The organism is Kaistia soli DSM 19436 (genome assembly GCF_900129325.1).
In the GTDB taxonomy this organism is placed as follows: domain Bacteria; phylum Pseudomonadota; class Alphaproteobacteria; order Rhizobiales; family Kaistiaceae; genus Kaistia; species Kaistia soli.
On sequence record NZ_FQUP01000003.1, the window covers coordinates 607,827 to 626,887 of the forward strand.

Annotated in this window: 14 protein-coding genes; 6 read left to right on the forward strand and 8 right to left on the reverse strand. The window is 64.8% G+C overall.

The features are described 5' to 3' along the window. Positions 1-12 precede the first annotated feature (12 nt). Positions 13-825 carry a class I SAM-dependent methyltransferase gene (locus BUB39_RS16240; RefSeq protein WP_073055292.1) on the reverse strand — a complete coding sequence of 271 codons (813 nt, stop codon included), beginning with the start codon at positions 823-825 and terminating at the stop codon, positions 13-15. A 79-nt stretch (positions 826-904) separates the two neighbouring features. After that, complete coding sequence (locus BUB39_RS16245) at positions 905-4,348, reverse strand: YhdP family protein (protein ID WP_073055294.1); 3,444 nt, start codon at positions 4,346-4,348, stop codon at positions 905-907. A gap of 193 nt (positions 4,349-4,541) precedes the next feature. On the opposite strand from BUB39_RS16245, the gene BUB39_RS16250 reads away from it, so the two are divergent. The 5 genes from BUB39_RS16250 (at position 4,542) to BUB39_RS16270 (ending at position 9,624) form a co-directional block, all read left to right on the forward strand. After that, positions 4,542-5,009 (forward strand): peroxiredoxin, encoded by a 468-nt coding sequence (locus BUB39_RS16250; protein ID WP_073055296.1) that lies wholly within the window; start codon positions 4,542-4,544, stop codon positions 5,007-5,009. Positions 5,010-5,014: 5 nt separating this feature from the next. Beyond that, on the forward strand, positions 5,015-5,836 hold the full coding sequence (locus tag BUB39_RS16255; RefSeq protein ID WP_073055656.1) for a ferritin-like domain-containing protein: 822 nt from the start codon (positions 5,015-5,017) through the stop codon (positions 5,834-5,836). Positions 5,837-5,945: 109 nt separating this feature from the next. Further along, the gene (locus tag BUB39_RS16260; RefSeq protein WP_084527478.1) at positions 5,946-7,244 is read left to right on the forward strand and encodes a M23 family metallopeptidase; all 1,299 of its coding nucleotides are present in this window, start codon (positions 5,946-5,948) and stop codon (positions 7,242-7,244) included. A 253-nt stretch (positions 7,245-7,497) separates the two neighbouring features. Then, complete coding sequence (locus BUB39_RS16265; protein ID WP_084527480.1) at positions 7,498-8,871, forward strand: M23 family metallopeptidase; 1,374 nt, start codon at positions 7,498-7,500, stop codon at positions 8,869-8,871. Positions 8,872-8,922: 51 nt separating this feature from the next. After that, a complete protein-coding gene (locus tag BUB39_RS16270) occupies positions 8,923-9,624 on the forward strand; it encodes an alpha/beta fold hydrolase (protein ID WP_084527482.1) in 702 nt (233 codons plus the stop codon). A 58-nt stretch (positions 9,625-9,682) separates the two neighbouring features. Here BUB39_RS16270 and prfB read toward each other — a convergent pair. Beyond that, positions 9,683-10,811 (reverse strand): peptide chain release factor 2 gene (prfB, locus tag BUB39_RS16275; protein WP_139251501.1). Its coding sequence is split into 2 segments (ribosomal slippage): positions 9,683-10,741 and positions 10,743-10,811, totalling 1,128 coding nucleotides; the frame shifts between segments, so codons are not numbered across the junction. A 102-nt stretch (positions 10,812-10,913) separates the two neighbouring features. Here prfB and BUB39_RS16285 point away from each other — a divergent pair. Continuing rightward, the gene (locus BUB39_RS16285; RefSeq protein ID WP_084527484.1) at positions 10,914-11,534 is read left to right on the forward strand and encodes a DUF4893 domain-containing protein; all 621 of its coding nucleotides are present in this window, start codon (positions 10,914-10,916) and stop codon (positions 11,532-11,534) included. Between the two features lie 3 nt (positions 11,535-11,537). Here the strand turns inward: BUB39_RS16285 and BUB39_RS16290 are convergent, their stop codons facing one another. From BUB39_RS16290 to BUB39_RS16310, 5 genes are all read right to left on the reverse strand, one after another. Next, positions 11,538-12,284, reverse strand: a complete 747-nt coding sequence (locus BUB39_RS16290) for a nucleotidyltransferase domain-containing protein (RefSeq protein ID WP_073055307.1) — start codon at positions 12,282-12,284, stop codon at positions 11,538-11,540. Between the two features lie 40 nt (positions 12,285-12,324). Further along, positions 12,325-13,692: a magnesium transporter gene (gene mgtE, locus BUB39_RS16295; protein ID WP_073055309.1), complete on the reverse strand. Its 1,368-nt coding sequence runs from the start codon at positions 13,690-13,692 to the stop codon at positions 12,325-12,327. 230 nt (positions 13,693-13,922) lie between these two features. Then, positions 13,923-14,357 carry an EamA family transporter gene (locus tag BUB39_RS16300; RefSeq protein WP_073055311.1) on the reverse strand — a complete coding sequence of 145 codons (435 nt, stop codon included), beginning with the start codon at positions 14,355-14,357 and terminating at the stop codon, positions 13,923-13,925. A 34-nt stretch (positions 14,358-14,391) separates the two neighbouring features. Next, positions 14,392-16,815 carry a penicillin-binding protein 1A gene (locus BUB39_RS16305; protein WP_073055313.1) on the reverse strand — a complete coding sequence of 808 codons (2,424 nt, stop codon included), beginning with the start codon at positions 16,813-16,815 and terminating at the stop codon, positions 14,392-14,394. Positions 16,816-17,126: 311 nt separating this feature from the next. Continuing rightward, complete coding sequence (locus tag BUB39_RS16310) at positions 17,127-18,419, reverse strand: N-acetylmuramoyl-L-alanine amidase (protein WP_073055315.1); 1,293 nt, start codon at positions 18,417-18,419, stop codon at positions 17,127-17,129. Positions 18,420-19,061: the final 642 nt, after the last annotated feature.

Below are 19,061 nucleotides of genomic sequence, written 5' to 3' on the forward strand. Positions count from 1 at the left end.
CCGGAAACGGCCTCAGGGCATCGCCTCGACCACGATGGCCCGGATGGCACCTTCGATCGGTCCCGATCCGAACCGCCGCTCGAGCGCCTCGGCAGCCTTATCCGTCGCCTCCATGAGCCCGCCCGGTCGTCGTGTCTCGATCTCGGCGCGCATCGGCGTGCCCTGGCAGTAGGTCATGGCGACCTCTCTTGCCGAGCCGCCATGGCTGATGCGCGCGACGGTCTGCATGTCGATGGACCCGAAACCCGCCGCGGTGAGGTCGGCGCGGATGCGGGCCTGATCGAAATGGCCGTGCGGCGTGCGCGCCATGAAGAGCGGCGGATCCTCGGGAAACATCGCTCCAAGCGCCATCGTCACGGTCTCGGCGAACACATTGGCGGGCAGCGCATCCCAGACATTGAAGACATAGCGCCCGCCCGGACGGAGCAGCCGCAGGGCCTCGCGATAAGCCTTCACCTTGTCGGGGAAGAACATCACGCCGAACTGGCAGGCGACCACGTCGAAGCCACCATCTTCGAACGGCAAGGCCATGGCGTCGGCGATCTGGAAGGTGATGCGCTTGTCGTCGGCTTGCTGCGCGATCGCTCGGTCGAGCATCGGCTGATTAAGATCAGTGGCGATGATGGTTGCATCGGCAGGAAGCCGCGCAGCGAGCGCGCGCGTCAGGGCGCCCGTTCCCGCTGCGATTTCCAGCAGGCGTTTGGGACGTGCCGCGGCGATTCGCTCGGCGAGATCGTCGGCATAGGTCTGGAAGATCAGCGGGACCAGGAAACGATCATAGAGATCAGGAATAGCACCCGCGAAGACAGCGTCGTTGGTGTTCATGATTTCTCTCCGAGGCGCGCCGAAATTCGGGCGCCCCGCCATGAATACACCCGACGAGGTCCCGAAACGAGACGGGGCGTCAGTTGACCGGGAACTCGAAGATCTTCCGGAAGATGCCGGGCGTGATCATCGACAACGGATTGACCGTGAGGCTCGGGCCGGAAATCGGTCCTTCAACCTTGAACGTCACGCCAAACAACCCGCCTTGGCTGCCGCCGCCCAGCGCGAGGCCGATCAGCGGCAGGCGGCCGAACAGGTTGTTGACCGCATAGGCAGGCAGATAGGTTCCGGCGACGGAGATCACCTGCTTGGCGAGGTCGATCGTGCCGTTGAGCGTCGCGCCGACCGTTGCGCCGCGCAGCACGGCGTCCTCGATAACGATGAGCGAGCCGCGCTTAGTATAATCGAGCCGCATCCGGTCGAAGGGAACGTGATCGGGATCGAGACCACTCGGCTGGGCGGCCTCACCGGTGCCTGTCGAGGCCGAAACCAGCTTTCGCATCGAGGCTTCGTCGACGATTGCGAAACTCGCTACGTCGAACACGCCGGAGAATGGTCCCTTGGCGCCGCTTCGCTCGCCCGACAGGCGGAGCTTGCCGCCGCTGATCCGCCGATAGAGATCGACAAAGCTGAACAGATTGCCGGCATCGGCGGATTGGAGGTCGAGGCTTGCACCCGAAGATCCGCTGTCCTTGTAGACCATCGCGACGCCGCCGCCAGGCAGCGAACCCTTGAGGCTCGCCTTGCCAACGGCGCCGTTGTTCGTGGAAACCAGAATGGCGCTATTCGAGAGCGTGACCTGGCCGAAGCCGGTGATGCTGTCGATCTTCGCATCGACCGACAGCGAAGCCGCGCTGTCATCCGGCGATGGCGTGTTGGACTTCAACTGCGCGATCAGCCCGCGCGCGTCGAAGGAAGCGCCACGCGCCGTGATCTGGTAGCCGTCGCCCTTGCGGACCAGCGCCACCGAGATCTGGTCGCCCTTGCGCAGCGCAAAGCGATCGATATCGGCCGAAACGAGCCCATATTTGGCATCGAGGACAGCTTTGCCACGGAAACCGAAGCCGTCGCCGGTCGCCACCATATTGTCGACGAGGAAGCCCCCATCCGGGCGCGGCACCATGTCGAACACGAGCTTGGCGGGCACGCCGATGCCCTTGGTCCAGCCGAGGGCCTGCAGCATGAGCCGTGCCTGCTTCAGGTCGAATTCATAGTGCTGGCCCTTACGGCCATCGCCAAGATCGGTGATCGAGGCGCCGACCGTGCCGCCGAGCATGTTGTCGAGGCCGATGCCGAGACGCTTGCGGGCATCGGCATCGAGGACGAGCTGAACGCTGCGCCGTGCCGCCTCGCTGTCGCCATCTCCCGTCCGCAGGGGCTGCGTCAGGTCGATCGTGGCCGGCACGCCGTTGATCGTCGCCTTGCCGTTGATCGAGAAGGCGTCGGCGCTCGCCGTCATGGCGAAAGCGCCGCCCTTGATGATGCGGTCTTCGATCGGCGCTGTGCTCGCGAAATTGGTCGTGTCGAGCGTTGCACTCCATTTGATGTCGCTCGGCAGCAGTCCCGGCTTCAGCGGCATGGTGATCGACAGGCTGCCGCGTCCGTCGCCAGAGAGATTGGCTGGATTGATGCCATTTCGCGACATCGCACGCATCGGCTCGGAATTCGCGATCTCGGCGATGGCGCCAACATCGCCCTCGAACTGTGTCTCGATCCGGCTTTCGGCATTGGCCACCGCCGTATTGGGCACGGCGAAGATGCCGGCCGTGATGTCGACCGACTTGCCCGAGGGCGCGGTGATCGTGCCCTTGTCGATATCGATGCCGAAGGTCGAGCCGGCGACCACGGCATTGCCGCTGACATTGGTGATGGCCGGGATCGTGCCAACCGTCGTGAAGCTGACATCCTCGAGGCGAGCGTCGAGGCGCATGTAGTTTTCCGGCATGGTGACGCGCTCGCCGGTCCACAAGACGCCGCCCGGAACCGCCGCCTCGAAATGGCCCGAGGCGATGCGGCCGCCGATCACATGCTCCAGAACCCATTTGCGCGCCGGGCCGGCCAGTGTCGGGGGCCAGATTTGCTTCAGGGCCGAAATCGACATCGGCGTGAATGAGGCCGAGAGTGCCATCGAGGGCGTCGCCCCTTCCAGCCCGAGCGTTCCAGCGGCGGCAACCGAGGCGACGGGCGTGGTGATGTCAAAATCGGTGATGTCGATGCGCTTACCGGGAAAATCCGCCGTCCCGACCAGAGCGATGCGGTCGGCGACGATGGGTGGCGAGTTGCTGTCGCTCGCCAGCATGGCGCCGCGGGATTCGAACTCGAAGCTGTAACGGCCATCGGATCGGTCCTCGAGCGGCTTGATCGCGCCGGTCAGAACGGCCGACGTCGGACCGAACTGGAAATTCGAGGGTTCCAGAATGAGGCTGCGCCGGGCGATGTCCCAATGGACGCGGATCGTCGCCTCGTCCAGCAACACGGTATCCTTGCCGAAGCCGGACACAAACTTGCCGGCGCCGAGATCGAAACGGAGCTGCGCATCCTTGACGTCGCCATCCGCGCCGAGCACGACCGTCGCGCGGCCGAACAGCGGAATGTCGGAGACGATCAGGCTCTCGGGACGGCCGAAATTCGGCTCGATGTCGGCGAGGGTCAGCTGGGAAAAGGAGAGCGTCAGATTGCGGTCGCCGGTCTTCGGATCAAGCGAGCGCTCGCCCACGATCCCCCACCGGCCGGCATAGCCCGATGTGGCGAAAGTCGCCTTGATCGTTCCGCCGGGATCGAGGTTGAGCGAGAGATCGGTATGCGGGAAGACGCGCTGCTGCAGCTTCTTGGCGTCCCAGATGTGGATCGTCGCGGCGTCCACATTGAGGCGCTGGAAGTTGCGCGCGATCGCCGCGTCGATGGCCGGCTCCAGACCGCCATTCATGATATGGAGCGCCGTGAACAGGTCGGGGAAGCCGCCATCGATCGCGTCGAGGGCCGGGGGCGGCGTGGACCGGTCTGCCGCTGCCGGTTTCACGGCGGCCGAGGCAGGAACAACGTGATCCGCCGTGCCGAGATAGATGCGTCCGTCGCCGCCGCGCACCAGCGAGACGTCCGGATCACTCACCTCGACCTGTGTGATATCGAGGCGAAGACGCAGCAGAGACAGCGGATCGATGCCGAGGCGCAAGGTCGGGATATGCGCCACCGAACCATGACCGCGATCGTCGACCCTGATTTCGTCGAAACGGGCCATCAGGCCCATCACGGGATCGACGTCGATCATGGCCGCGCCGACCGTGACATCATATCCGGGGCCGAGCTGGCGGCTGATCGTCTCGGCGACGCGCTCGCGCAGCACGCCGAGCTCTACGGGTCCGGACGCAAGAATGAAGGCGAGAGCGACGAAAAGCACGATCAGCATCAGGGCGAGCGTGCTCGCAATGCGCAGCATGATGCCCAGCCGCCCGCGCCGGCGCATCGGTACCTTGGCCGCGAGCGGTCGGTGGGCCCGCGCCGAGGGAAACTGGTCGAGCCGCATTGTCAGGCGTCAAAACCCTCTGTCGCTGCAAAAGCAGGTATGACTGCGGTCTTGCTGACCACAGATCCGGCGGCATCAACGCCATAGGCGGCCAAGCCGCGCAATTCGCGGGGCGTCCGTCTCTTCATACCTTGTAACCTATTCCCGTTTTTTGTTTCTGAGGCCAGACAAACCCGACAAAAGGAAGGCAAGAATGGGCCAGCTCGCCCCAGGAGACAACGCCCCTTCGTTTGAACTCCCCACCGATGACGGGGGTTCCGCGTCGCTCGCGGCCTTTCGCGGCCGGAAGCTCGTGATCTTCTTCTATCCGGGCGACGACACCCCGACCTGCACCACCGAAGCGCTGGATTTTACCACGGCCATGGCCGATTTCGAGGCGGCTGGAACGACGGTTCTCGGCATCTCGCCTGATTCGGTAAAATCGCATGCGCGGTTCAGGCAGAAGCGCGGACTTGGCGTCTTGCTCGCGTCAGACGAGACGAAGGACGTCGTCGAAGCCTATGGCGTCTGGCAAGAGAAGCAGATGTATGGCCGGACCTATATGGGCGTCGTACGCACCACATTCCTGATCGATGCCGAAGGCCGCATCGCCCGCATCTGGCCGAAGCTCAAAGTGAAGGGCCATGTCGCCGAAGTGCTGGCTGCAGCAAGGGCGCTGTGACGATCATGACCACCGCTTTCGCCAGCCTCGCCGATGCCTCGGCCAAGATCGTCGCTACCGCCGATCTCGACGAGAAGGTCGACATCGCGTTTGCGGCCGCCAAGGCCTGGTTTGGACGGCGGCTGTCGCTGCGCGGCGCCGAGGACCGACCGATGCCGGACCGGCCCGGCCGCCCGGAACGGCCGCTGCTCGTACCGCCGCGGGCCCTCCCGAAGCGCTCGGTCGCCTCCCCTCAGGGCCGGACTGCGCTGATCCATTCACTCGCCCATATCGAGTTGAATGCGGTCGACCTGACCTGGGACCTTGTCGGCCGCTTCGCCCGCGTGCCGATGCCGCGCTCGTTTTTCGACAACTGGGTGCAGGTGGGGCTCGAGGAAGCGAAGCACTTCTCGCTGCTCGCCGACCATCTTCGCGCGATCGGCTCCGCCTATGGCGACCTGCCCGCGCATGACGGGCTCTGGCAGGCGACACAGGAAACCGGGCACGACCTCATGGCGCGCCTCGCCGTCCTGCCTCTGGTGCTTGAAGCGCGCGGGCTCGACGTCACCCCGCCTCTGATCGGCAAGCTGGCGGAACAGGGCGACGAGCCCGGCGCCGGTATCCTTGAGATCATCTACCGCGACGAGCGGCGCCACGTCGCCTTCGGCTGCAAGTGGTTCCGCTTCCTGTGCGACCGTCATGGGCTCGCGCCCGAGCCGACCTTCCGGAAGCTCGTGATCAAGCATTTCCGCGGACCGCTGAAGCCCCCCTTCAACGACGCCGCACGCGCCGAGGCCGGCATGACTCCCGGTTTCTACCGGCCGCTCGTCCGCGCGCTCGACGTGTAGCCATGGCGCGAGGGTAACCAAGGTTTAACCTTAACGCTTTCTAATCAGCGATGAACCGGCTGCCCCTGAAAGCGCCGGCTGCGGTCATCATCGCCAGGTTGAAGCGCCCATGCTGCCGAATGCCAGAGCTGCTCCAAACCGGCCGGCTTCCTCTCCCGACGCCCGGCAGGCCGCCAACCAGAACCGCGTCGCCAAACCGCCGAAAGTCGAGACTCGCGTCATCATCGCGCGCGGCGACCGCCTGCAGGCTGTCCATTTCAGCCCAAGGCTGATGGCTGTCGCGGGCGCCTGCTTCGTGCTCTTTTCAGTCTTCTATTTCGCGTCGACCGCCTATCTCGTCTTCCGTGACGACTGGCTGCGGCAGGACAGCGGCGCCGAGGCAGTGCTGCGCGAGACCTATGAGGACCGCATCTCGGCGCTACGCAACGAGATCGAGCGCATCACCTCGCGCCGCATGGTCGATCACGCCACCGTCGAGCAGAAGGTCGAGCAGCTTCTCGATCGCCAGGACGAGCTCGGCCAGCGACAGGACATGCTGGCACGGCTGACCGAGGCCGCGCGGAAGGCCGGTTTCGACGTCGCACCGCCCCCGCCACCGCGCAAGGATGGCAAGCAGGCGAGTGCCGACGACGCCATCGCCGTGCCCAGCCTCACCCTTGCCAGCGCAGCAGGCGGCACGCAGCGCGATCCGCTCGCCCCCCTGCCCGGCACGGACCGTATCGCCTCGATCGAAAGCGACATTGCCGCCATGGAGACGGCGCAGGACGCAACGGTCACGAAGCTCGCCAGCGGCGTGACGACCCGCGCCGACCGGATCGCGGCACTTTTGAAACGCGTCGGACGCAAGGTTCCGCGGCCTCTGGCCGAGGACGATGTCGGCGGCCCCTTCGTTCCCCTGCCGATGGCAACCGAGCCCGACCGTTTCGCGAGCGGCGTCGCGGTGCTGTCGGCCGAGCTCGACCGGCTCGCCACCGTCCGCAAAGTTGCGCTCTCGCTGCCCTGGAGCCAGCCGATCGCCAATGCGCCGATCTCCAGCGGATTCGGGCCGCGTCTCGATCCCTTCCTCGGCCGGCCGGCGATGCATACCGGCATCGATTTCCGCGCGCCGCGCGACTATCCCGCGCGCGCCGTCGCCGCCGGGCGCGTGATCGCGGCGGAATGGAACGGCGGCTATGGCAACATGGTCGACGTCGATCACGGCAACGGTGTGGTGACCCGCTACGGCCATCTCGCTTCGATCTCGGTCCGGGTCGGCGATAACGTGGCGGCCGGAGGCAAGATCGGCCGGGTCGGCTCGACCGGGCGCTCGACCGGACCGCATCTCCATTACGAGATCCGCGTCGATGGCGAGGCGATCGATCCGATGCGCTTCCTGATCGCCGGCAAGGAAATGACGCAGCTGCTGTAGCCGCTCGTGCGCGTCGCCGCTCGCGGCCCCCTAATCTTATGCACAGGACGCCGACAGCGGACGCCGGCTACAGCGGCCTATTCCCGCCGTTTTGCAGTCGGCGCGCGCCAACGTCGACCCCGCTCTCCTCAATTCTTCGGCTTTTGATGCATGCCCGTAACAGAGGGTTAACCCTGCCGAGTCTGTAGTGAGATGTCGGCCGCTCCTCTTCGGACGGCCCCCGCCATATTCCGCGCCAGGTTGAACCGACGCCATGCAGACTGCTCACCGCCAGCCCTCGCACGCCCCTGCGCAGCCCTCGGGGCGCCCAGCAGCGAAGCGGAGACCGGCGCCCCGTCAGAAGCCAGCCAGAGCGGGAACGCGCGTCATCGTCGCCCATGGCGACATTTTCCATGCCGTGCATGTCAGCCGCCGCCTGGTCGCGCTGATCGGACTCGGCCTGCTTCTGCTGGTTGGCCTCTCTGCCGGCGGCGTCGCGCTCTACCTCGGCGGAGAGAAGGCTCCGATCTTCACCGAGGCCGACGAAGCCGTCTTGCGCCAGGCGATGGAGACCGTCATCCGCCAGCGTCGCGAGGCTGAGCTGAAGGCCAAGCTTTCGCACGACTATGAGAACAGACTGGCCGATCTCCGGGGCGAAATGGACCGCCTCACAGAGCGGCAGCAAATCGACAAATCCACCGTCGAACAGGCCGTCGGACGTGTTCTCGACCGCCAGGAACAGCTCGCCAAACGGCAGGACCTTCTGGCGCGGATCACCGACGCGGCCAAGCGGGCAGGGTTCGACGTGAAGGTGCCGGTCGCGACGCCGCGGCCCAAGAAGGGCAGCAAGAACAGCAGCCCGAGTGCCAGCGCCGCGCCTGTCGCCAGGCCCAGCGTTCAACTCGCCAGCGTCGTCGGCGGCGCTGGCCATTTGAAGCCTGCGGACGTGGCGCGCATCGCAAAGATCGAGACCGACGTCGATGCCATGGAGCGGGCGCAGGAAGCGACGGTGGCCGGGCTTACCCGCTCGGTCGCATCGCGCGCCGACCGCATCGCCGCCGTGCTTCAGAAGGTCGGGCGCAAGGCACCGGGCGGCCGCAGCAACGACGACGCCGTTGGCGGGCCCTTCGTCCCGCTGCCGGACGATCCCAGCCCAGCACGCTTCGCTCTCGGCGTGAAGACGCTGAGCGCCGAGCTCGACCGCCTTGCCGCCACGCGCCGCATCGCCCTGTCGCTCCCCTGGGACGCGCCGCTCGGCAACGCGCCGATCTCCAGCGGCTTCGGCGCACGCACCGACCCCTTCCTCGGCCGCCCGGCCATGCATACCGGCGTCGATTTCCGTGCGCCGATGGGTTATTCGGCGCCGGCCGCGCTCGGCGGTACGGTCGTCTCGGCGGGCTGGGAGGGCGGCTATGGCAACATGGTCGATATCGATCACGGCAATGGCATCGTGACACGCTACGGTCATCTGTCGGCGATCAAGGTCAAGGTCGGGCAGAAGGTTGCCGAAGGCCAGGAGATCGGCAAGGTCGGTTCGACCGGCCGTTCGACCGGAACGCATCTCCACTATGAGATCCGCATCAACGGCAAGCCGATCGATCCGATGACCTATATTGTTCCAGGTCGGGAAATGTCACGGCTGCTCTAGGCGGAGCGCCGGCATGACAATGATCCTGCCGGACACCTCTGGAGTATCGACATGACGCCAATCCTGCTTGTCCCCGGCCTGCTCTGCACGTCCGAGGTGTTCACCCCTCAGATCCCGGCGCTTTGGCCCTACGGTCCCGTCACCATAGCCTCGACATCGATTGGCACTACGATGGCGGAAATGGCTGCGGCGATCCTCGCCGACGCTCCGCCCCGTTTCGCACTCGGCGGCATCTCGATGGGCGGCTATCTCGCTTTCGAGATCATGCGGCAGGCGCCCGGGCGCGTCACACGACTCGCCCTCATCAGCACCTCGGCGCGGCCTGATACGCCCGACCAGACCGCAGCACGAAGAGCCATGGTTGCTGCGGCCCGGCGGGATGACTTCGCGGCACTGATTGCGGCCTCCACCACAGCCATCATGCATCCAGATCAGCGCGGCGACGCCAGCCTTGTCGCCACGAATGTCCGTATGGGCCTGGTCATTGGCATCGAAGGGTTCGCGCGCCAGCAAGAGGCCGTTATCGGCCGGCCCGATTCGCTGCCGGACCTGGCTGCCATCACCGTGCCGACGACCGTCATTGTCGGCGACAGCGATCCGCTGGCGCCGCCGGAGCGGGCCGCGGAAATCGCAGCCGGCGTCGCGGGTGCAAGGCTTGTGACCATTCCACGATGCGGCCATTGCTCAGCGCTCGAACAGCCTGAAGCCGTGAATCAAGCGCTTGTCGATTGGATCAACGCCGCAGCCGGCTGAATCGTCAGGCGGCGCTCACGCATGAGCGGACGCGCGGGCGAAACCCGCGCGCACGTTGTCAATCGATGTCAGAGACCTCGACATCATTGCCACCGAGGCGCTGCGCCAGCGCGGCCTCCATGAAGTCATTGAGGTCGCCATTGAGGACCGTCTGCGGGTCCGTGCTTTCCACCCCCGTGCGCAGATCCTTCACAAGCTGATAGGGCTGCAGCACATAGGACCGGATCTGGTGGCCCCAGCCAATGTCCTTCTTGGTGGACTCGGTCGCCATCGCTGCCGCCTCGCGGCGCTCCAGCTCGGCCTCGTAGAGACGGGCGCGCAGCATATCCCAGGCGGCGGCCCGGTTCTTGTGCTGCGAGCGCTCGTTCTGGCACTGCACGACGATACCTGACGGCATGTGCGTGATGCGGACCGCCGAGTCGGTCGTGTTGATATGCTGGCCGCCAGCGCCTTGCGCGCGATATGTATCGATGCGGCAGTCGCTCTCGTTGATCTCGATATCGATCGAATCGTCGACGACCGGATAGACCCAGATGCTGGCGAACGAGGTATGCCGGCGCGCGCTGCTGTCATAGGGCGAAATGCGAACGAGGCGATGGACGCCCGATTCGGTCTTCAGCCAACCATAGGACTGCTCGCCCTTGACCAGGATCGTCGCCGACTTGATGCCGGCTTCTTCGCCGTCATGCACTTCGAGCAGTTCCACCTTCTTGCCGGTGTGCTCCGCCCAGCGGGTATACATGCGCAGCAGCATGTTGGCCCAATCCTGGCTCTCGGTGCCGCCCGCGCCGGCATGGACCTCGACATAGGTGTCGTTGCCATCGGCTTCGCCCGACAGCATCGAGTTGATCTGCCGGCGGCGCACCTCGTCCTTCAACGCGAAGATTGCCGCCTCAGCCTCGGCGACGATCGAGGGATCGCCCTCTGCGTCGCCGAGCTCGATCAGTTCCAGATTATCGGCGAGATCGCGCTCGGTGACCTCGACAGCCTTGATGCCGTCTTCGAGATTCTGACGCTCGCGCATCAGCTTCTGCGCCTTCTGCGGATCGTCCCAGAAGGTCGGCGTCTCGGAAAGCGCGTTCAGTTCAAGAAGGCGACGCTTGGCACGATCCCAGTCAAAGATGCCTCCTCAGCAGGGTTATGCCCTGCTTGATTTCGTCGACGATCGTCTCGATCTCGGCTCGCATATGCTAGGAATCCAGCTCGTGATGGCGTTGGGCGGGGGTTCGCCCCGCAGCGTGGCGCGACCATAGTGGCGCCCTTCCCGCCTGTAAACCTGAGAGGCGCGCATGACCGATCACCAGACCAAAGCTCATCCGGCAAATCATCGTCTGGCCGGAGCGCTCGCCGCAATGCTCCTGTTTGCCGCTGTCCCAGCCGCCTTTGCCGACGGCACGATGGCCGATCGCATACTGACACCGGCCGACAAGGCGCGACTCGCATCGTTCGAAACGGCCAGGCGTGACGCCATCGCGGAGGCTAGGGCCGGCGGCAGCAAGGCCGACCTCGCCACGCTCGACGAAGTGCTCGCAGGCGGGCCGGAGCCGATCCTCGGCGTTGATATCCGCGGCGATTATCGCTGCCGCACGATCAAGCTGGGCGGAAATCTGCCGCTCTCCGTCTATGGCTGGTTCAAATGCCGGATCGACGAGGACGATATCGGCTACCGCCTCGTCAAGACGAGCGGCTCGCAACGCCTCTCCGGCCACTTCATCGACGACAGCGAAAAGCGCCTCATCTTCTACGGCGCCGGGCACTATGCCGACGAGAAGCCCCGCGCCTACAAATCCGACGCGGCGCGCGACATGATCGGCATTTTCGTCAAAGCGGGCGCCAAGCGCTACCGCCTCGAACTGCCGCTGCCAAAGGTCGAGTCGACGTTCGACATTATCGAACTGGTGAAGAAGTAGTCGTCAAACGCGACGCGCGGTTGCCGGAGCCACGCGCCGATAACCATCGAACAGCGGCCCACCGTGACGAGCAAGTTCGCTCGCCACCAGCCTCATCAGCGGCTCGACATTGCCATTTGAGCCTGCGTGGAATGCGTTCTCGAAAGATTGGGCCAGCGCCGTATCCAACCTCGCGATGAGCCGGGGCGCCCATTTCCCGCTGCCGGTCCAGCGACCGCGCCCCCGCAGGATCAGGTCCGCCAAGGGTTGGTAGAGAGACGCGGCAATGGCGCGCCGCTCGTTGACCGGCCTCTGCCCGCCCAGATCATCGCAAAGATCCGTGACGGCGTAGCGCAAGTCGTCCAGCCGCTCCCGATCGAGCGGCGGCGGACCGAGGGCGAGAAGCGACGCGGCGCGCTCCTGCGCTTCCTTGGCGCCTTCAAGATCTCGACCGAGGGCCACCCCTTCGGCAACCATCTGGACAATCGCCGGCCGCCCCTTGGCGATGTCCTCATCGCTGAACCAGTTCAGCGTGTCGATGTCATGCACGAACGCTTCGACGGGAAATCCGTGGGCGATGAACGACTCGCGCCAGGCGGCGTCGAGCCTTTCGAAAACCACGACGAGATCGATATCCGATCCCGAGACGCCCTCGCCCCGAATGATCGATCCCGCGGCGAGCCCGAAGCGCGCCGCAGGATATCGCTCCTCGAGGACGGCTTCGGCGGCCGCGATAGCGGCCGCCCGGAGATCGCTCTGCCTGTCATTCATCGTCTTTCGCCACGATTGTCGGAATGCTGCCCGTGCGCTTCTAGAGCAGCGTCCCGTGCAGGATCACCGATGCGATCGAGAAGTAGATTACGAGGCCGGTGACATCGACCAGCGTCGCGACGAAGGGCGCCGAGGCGCTGGCCGGATCGAAGCCGAGGCGCTTCAGCACGAACGGGAGCATCGACCCCGTCATCGAGCCGAAGGTGACAATGCCGACGAGACCGGCGCCAACCGTGAGTGCGACCAGGAACCAGAACTGCCCGTAGTCGTGCAGGCCGAGCATTTGCCAGGCGGTAATGCGTGCAAAGCCGAGCGTGCCGAGGACCAGGCCGAGCGAAAGGCCGCTCGGTAGCTCCCGCAGCGCCACACGCCACCAGTCGCGCAGCCGGATCTCGCCGAGTGCCAGCGCCCGGATGATCAGCGACGTCGCCTGCGAGCCCGAATTGCCGCCCGAGCTCATGATCAGCGGGATGAACAGCGTCAGCACGATCGCCTTTTCGAGCTCGGTCTCGAAATGCTGCATCGCTGTCGCCGTCAGCATCTCGCCGATGAACAGCGCCGACAGCCAGCCGGCGCGCTTCTTCATCATGCGGAGGAAGCTGATCTCCATGTAGGGCTCGTCCAGCGCCTCCATGCCGCCGAACTTCTGCACATCCTCGGTGGTCTCCTGGAAGATGGCGTCGATGATGTCGTCGACCGTGACGATGCCCACGACATGGTGGCGCTCGTCGACCACCGGGACGGCCAAAAGGTCGTATTTCGAGAAGAGACGCGCCGTCTCCTCCTGGTCGGTCGTCGGGGTGACCGTGATCGGCCGGCTGTGGCGCGCGGCCGTCAGCACCGGCGCTGCCGGATCGGTCGTGATCAACCGGCGCAGCGTTGCGGTCTGCAGCAGCGCTCCGGTCTCGGGATGCAGCAGGCAGATCGTGTAGATCGTCTCCCGGCTCTTCTCGACCTGGCGGATATAGTCGAGCGTCGCAGCCACCGTCCAATTGGCGGGGACGCTCACCACTTCGGTCGTCATGATCGCGCCGGCGCTCCCCTCGGGATAGCGGGCAAGACGCGAGACGGCAGACCGTGTTTCATGGTCGAGACGGGCGATCAGGCGGGAGCGCTGCGGCTCATCGATCTCGCTGAGAAGATCGGTGGCGCGGTCGGCCGACATGCCGGACAGCAACTTGGCTGCCCGATCGATCGGCATGCTGGAGACGACATCGGCCGCATCGTCGAATTCAGGCTGATCAAGCAGTTCGACCGCCCGATCATAGGGCAGGCCCGCCAGGACATCAGCGGCTTGATCAGGTTCCTGTTCGTTCAGATGCTCGACGACATCTGCAACATGGCCGTGCTGCAAATCGAGCACGACTTCGGGCGCATCCGCGCCGCGGAGGGCGTTGATTTCTTCCATGACTCACCTCATTGCGGCCGGCCGCCGGGCCGGTCACGGTGAGCCGATCGGACGAGCGATCAGGCCGTGAGGGCCACGGGCGGCAGACTCAATCGACTTCGACTGTCGCTTGGCATTTCGTCCTGCGGGTTCAGTTGAACGGCCTTGAAACAGGGGCCGTACAGCCAAGCTGGGTGCGCCAAAGAGGCTGTTAGGTCAAGTGAATTTCCGTTAGGCCGCCTGCGGCATCCTTACCGGAGCGCGACGAGGACAGAGCCGGTCGCGATGAGGAGAATGCCCAGCCAGTTGCGCGGCGAAAGCCGCTCGCCGAGCAGCACGACGCCAGCGATTGCGACCAGCACGACGCTAAGCTTGTCGACCGGCGCGACGCGGGCGGCATCGCCAAGTTTCAGGGCGCGGAAATAGCAGAGCCAGGAGGCGCCCGTGGCGAATCCTGAGAGCACGAGAAACGCGTAGCTCCTGGAGGAGACCGTTCCGAAGGGCTGCCACTGGCCGGTCACGGTCAGGATGAAGGCAACAGTCATCAGGATGACGATCGTGCGGATGAAGGTCGCGAAGTCAGATCCGACATTCTCCACGCCGATCTTCGCGAAGATTGCCGTCATCGCCGCGAAGAGCGCCGACAAGAATGCCCAGAAGGGCCATGAGACCAGAACCGCCTTCATGGACACCTTCCGCGCTGAAGCTGTGCCTCACGCTCTAGTAGAGGCCGCCCGTTCCCGACATAATCGCGCGGTCGGACTCGCTCGACACCGTGCCGCCATCCGAGGAACCGATGACCGAATAGGTGTCGGCAGGACCCGTGCCCGGCTTGAAGGCTTCCATGATGGTGCCCGGCGCATCCGGCGGGGCACGCATGCCGGTCCGGCGGTCAATCGAAACCAGCGTCAGGCCTTCCGGCATGCGGAACGGAATTGCCGGCTTGTCGGCGAGCGCGAGTTTGAAGAACTCGGTCGCGATCGGCGCCGCGACCTCGCCGCCCGTCATGCCCTTGCCCATCGGGCGCGGATTATCGTAGCCGATGAAGACGCCAACGACGAGATCCGGCGAATAACCGATGAACCAGGCGTCCTTATAGTCGTTAGAGGTGCCGGTCTTGCCGGCGATCGGCTTGCCGACCTGCTTGACCACGGTGGCCGTGCCGCGCTGGACCACGCCTTCCAGCATCGACGTGATCTGGTAAGCGGTCATCGGATCGAGAACCTGCTCGCGGTTGTCGGTGACGACGGGTTCGTCCTGATTGTGCCAGCCGTCGGCGTCGCAGCCTTCGCAGACTCGCTCTTCATGCTTGAAGATCGTCTTGCCGAAACGATCCTGGATGCGATCGATCAGCGTCGGTTTGACCTGCCGGCCGCCATTGGCGAACACCGAATAGCCGGCGACCATCCGCATCACCGTGGTCTCGGTGGCGCCGAGCGCGTTGGGAAGGAACGGCCCGAGATTGTCGTAGACGCCGAAGCGCTTGGCATATTCGGCGACCAGCGGCATCCCCATATCCTGCGCGAGCCGGACGGTCATGACGTTTCGCGACTGCTCAATGCCGGTGCGAAGCGTCGAAGGACCGTAAAACTTCTGCGCATAGTTCTCCGGCCGCCACATCGGCTGACCGAAGCCCGGATCGATCTCAATCGGCGCGTCGAGCACCACCGAGGACGGTGTGTAGCCGTTGTCGAGCGCAGCGGCATAGACGAAGGGCTTGAACGAGGAACCCGGCTGGCGCTGCGCCTGCGTCGCACGATTGAACTCGCTCTCCGCATAGGAGAACCCGCCGTCCATCGCCAGCACGCGGCCGGTATGGGGGTCCATGACAACCATGGCGCCCTCGATCTCCGGCACCTGGTGCAGGCGATAGGCCCCGGGCTTGCCATCGGCAGGCTCGACATAGATGACGTCGCCGACCTTCAGAACATTGTCGACCGACCGCTTACTGCCGAGCGCCCATTTCATCTCGGACGCGGGAATGACGCCGGTCTCGCGCTCGGCGAGCAGCTTGCCCGTGTCGCCACGTCCCGGCTGCAACCCGATCTCCGCCTCGGTCTTGTTGACCGCGGTTACGATGGCAAGGCGCCATTCATAGACGTCGGAAAGTGGCGTGACGGTGCCGACGGCCGCGCCCCAGTCGTCGCCGAGCGGCAGGTTCTTGACCGGACCACGCCAGCCGCGATCCTCATCGAAGGCGATGAGGCCGTTCATCAGCGACTGCCGCGCCATGACCTGCATGGCCGGATCGAGCGACGTACGAACCGAGAGGCCGCCGTCATAGAGCGCCTTCTCGCCATAGATCTGCAGCAGCTGGCGGCGCACTTCCTCGACGTAATAATCGGCGGCGAAGATATGCGGGCTGGCGATGCGCGTCTTGACGCCAAGCGGCTGCGCCTTGGCAGCGGCACCCTCATCGGCCGTCGCGTAGCCGTTCTCGACCATACGGTCGATCACCCAGTTACGGCGCTCGATGGCACGCTCGGGATAGCGGAATGGATTGTAGTTGTTCGGGCCCTTGGGCAGCGCCGCGAGATAGGCGGCTTCGGACAGCGTCAGCTCGTGCACCGACTTGTCGAAATAGCTGAGCGAGGCCGCGGCGACGCCATAGGATCCGAGGCCGAGAAAGATCTCGTTCAGGTACAGCTCGAGAATCTTGTCCTTGGAATTGGCCTGCTCGATGCGCAGCGACAGGATCGCTTCCTTGATCTTGCGATCGATGGTGCGCTCGTTGGTCAAAAGGAAATTCTTGGCAACCTGCTGCGTGATGGTCGAGGCGCCAATCATGCGGCCGTTCGACGACAAGGCGGCGACGTTCTGCAGGCCAGCGCGCATGATCCCGACATAATCGAGACCTGAATGCTGGTAGAAATTCTTGTCTTCTGCCGAGATGAAGGCAGCCTTCACCCGATCCGGAATCGCCTGGATCGGCAGATAGAGCCGCCGCTCATGCGCATATTCCTGCACGAGCTGCCCATCCGCAGCGTGGATACGCGTCATCACGGGCGGCTCGTATTTCGCGAGCACTTCCACGGATGGAAGTCCGCCCGTCAGACCCGAAACATACCAGGCCACACCTGCTGCAACCACCAAGAAGAACACGGCGCCTATCCCGAATAAATAGCCGATCAGTCGCAGAAACATGTCGTTTGCGATCTCCGTTGGCCCGCCATCATCGGCATTTCTGCTGAGCCGATGGGCGTGCCCCGGTCAGAAACCCATTCTGTCGCCCGGAAGCCGCCGCTCCGCGAACTGTCGCTTCGTCACAAAGCCCGCCGGCCTGGATCTCGCGGCATCGACATCTCTGCCCTGCCCCGCATTCTCATACATAGTATCGAACGCGGTTTCGATAGACCCTCGCAAAGCGTTCTTCCAGTTGATTTGTGGAGATTGTGGGGCGCTGGCCGGGTAACGACACGCGCCGGCGGCCGGCGTTGTGTCCGCGCAACAGCCGCTCACTGCTCGACCGTCGCTGGATCGATCGATCCGGTCGTGGTCTGGGCAACGCGCAGGCGGAAATAGTTATCGACCGCGCGCGTCATCGCATCGGCCGTCTTGTCGCGCCAGGCATCCGAGGTCAGGAGCTTCTCATCGTCCTGGTTGGAGAGATAGCCAAGCTCGACGAGCGCCGAGGGAACGTCAGGCGCCTTCAGGACCATGAAGCCGGCCTGCTGGTGCGCATGCTTGAAGAGCCGCACGTTAGGCTTCAGTTCCTTGATCATGTTGCGGGCAAAGACGACCGCGAAATTCTTCGTCTCGCGCCGCGCGAGATCGATCAGGATGTCCGAGACCTCGCTGGTGTCTTCGGTGACGGCGACGCCGGCCAGGATATCGGACTTGTTTTCCGATTCGGCGATTTGGGCCGCCATCTTGTCCGAGGCGCGATCGGAGAGCGTGTAGATCGTCGCCCCCCTGACATCCTCGCCCCAGAATGAATCGGCGTGAATGGAGACGAAAAGGTCCGCGTGGTGGCTGCGGGCGAAGGCGACGCGTCCGCCGAGCGAGATGAAGCTGTCGTCGGACCGTGTCATCAGGACCTCGTAGCGTCCGCTCGCCTCCAGCTTCTTGGCGACGGTCTTCGCAAATGCGAGGACGACATTCTTTTCAAGCGTGCCGGACTTCGCGATGGCACCCGAATCGATGCCGCCATGGCCAGGATCGATGACGACGCGAAGCCGCCCGTCGGAGGGCGGAGGTACGGGGGGAGCGCTGGCGGCGACGGCTTCCTGCTCCTTGTCGCGATAGAGCCGGACAGCTGAGGCGAAGCTCTCGCGGCTCGTCGGCACGAGATCCACAACCAACTTCGCCGACTGCCCGTCGGCAGGCGGCAATACGAAGGACTTGTCGATGGCGACGGGCGCATTGACGTCGAGCACGATGCGCGACTTGCCGGCCGAGATCTGTCCGAAGCGGAAGGCCGAAACGAGGCCCTTGCCGTCATGCCCCGTTCCTTCCGGCAAGGCGAAGCCGACACCGGGCAGATCAATGACGACGCGATCCGGCTCATCGAGCGGAAACACTGCGAATGTCGTTGTATCAGTAAGATCCATGACGAAACGCGTGCGCGCGCCGTCGCCGACGACCCTGGCATCATGTGCGACCAGCGTAGTGGCAGGCACCGACAGCCCCCCCTCGTCGGCAGCCGCGGCCGGACCGGGAAAAGCGCCGACCAGCAGCGCCAGCAGCGCCGTCACGCGGAGAAGCGGCGCAATGCACCGGCTCTGATAGGTTGTCAGTTTCAGCAGCATGCCATTCGTTCGATCGTCACCTGCCCGCCCCGTCTTTACGGTCTGTAGACGATTAGGCTGGATTGGTTAACTGCGCATTAAGTCTTTGATGCCGCACCCGCCAGCGTCTTTCGTCTCGGGAAAAGGAAGGGATGCTTTCCCCTCTTGCCCACAGATTATGCACTGCGGAGGCTGCTGCCGCGATGCGGTCAAGAGTCTTGCACAGACTCGCCGTCTTCCATACAAGGGGACTACGGAATTCATCCTCCGCCCGGACGGTCGCCTAGCGCGACACTCCGGCATGATGCGATGGGACGATCGAGGCGAACCGGCACAATCAGCCAGGTAGCCGGCTGAGCGTTCCGCGATCAGTTCGGTGCTCGGTCGTTGGATGGGACAGGCATCCTCGCCGCGCATGGTCGAACCCGTGACCTTTAGCGCCAGAGTGGCCTGCAACTTGCGGCTTCAGGACGATCCGTGCCTGAGGCCGACCCTTGGCGGCTCGGCCTCCGCGCCGCCTGAATGAACAGGCTCGAAGCGCGTACCCATGTCTTTGCCGCATCTTCCTCGTTCCGCTGCCTTTGACCCGGCCATCGCCGGCGCGGCAGCGTCAACGGGTGCGGCGTCGGGCGGCGCAATCATTTTCATCCCCAATGATGGCTC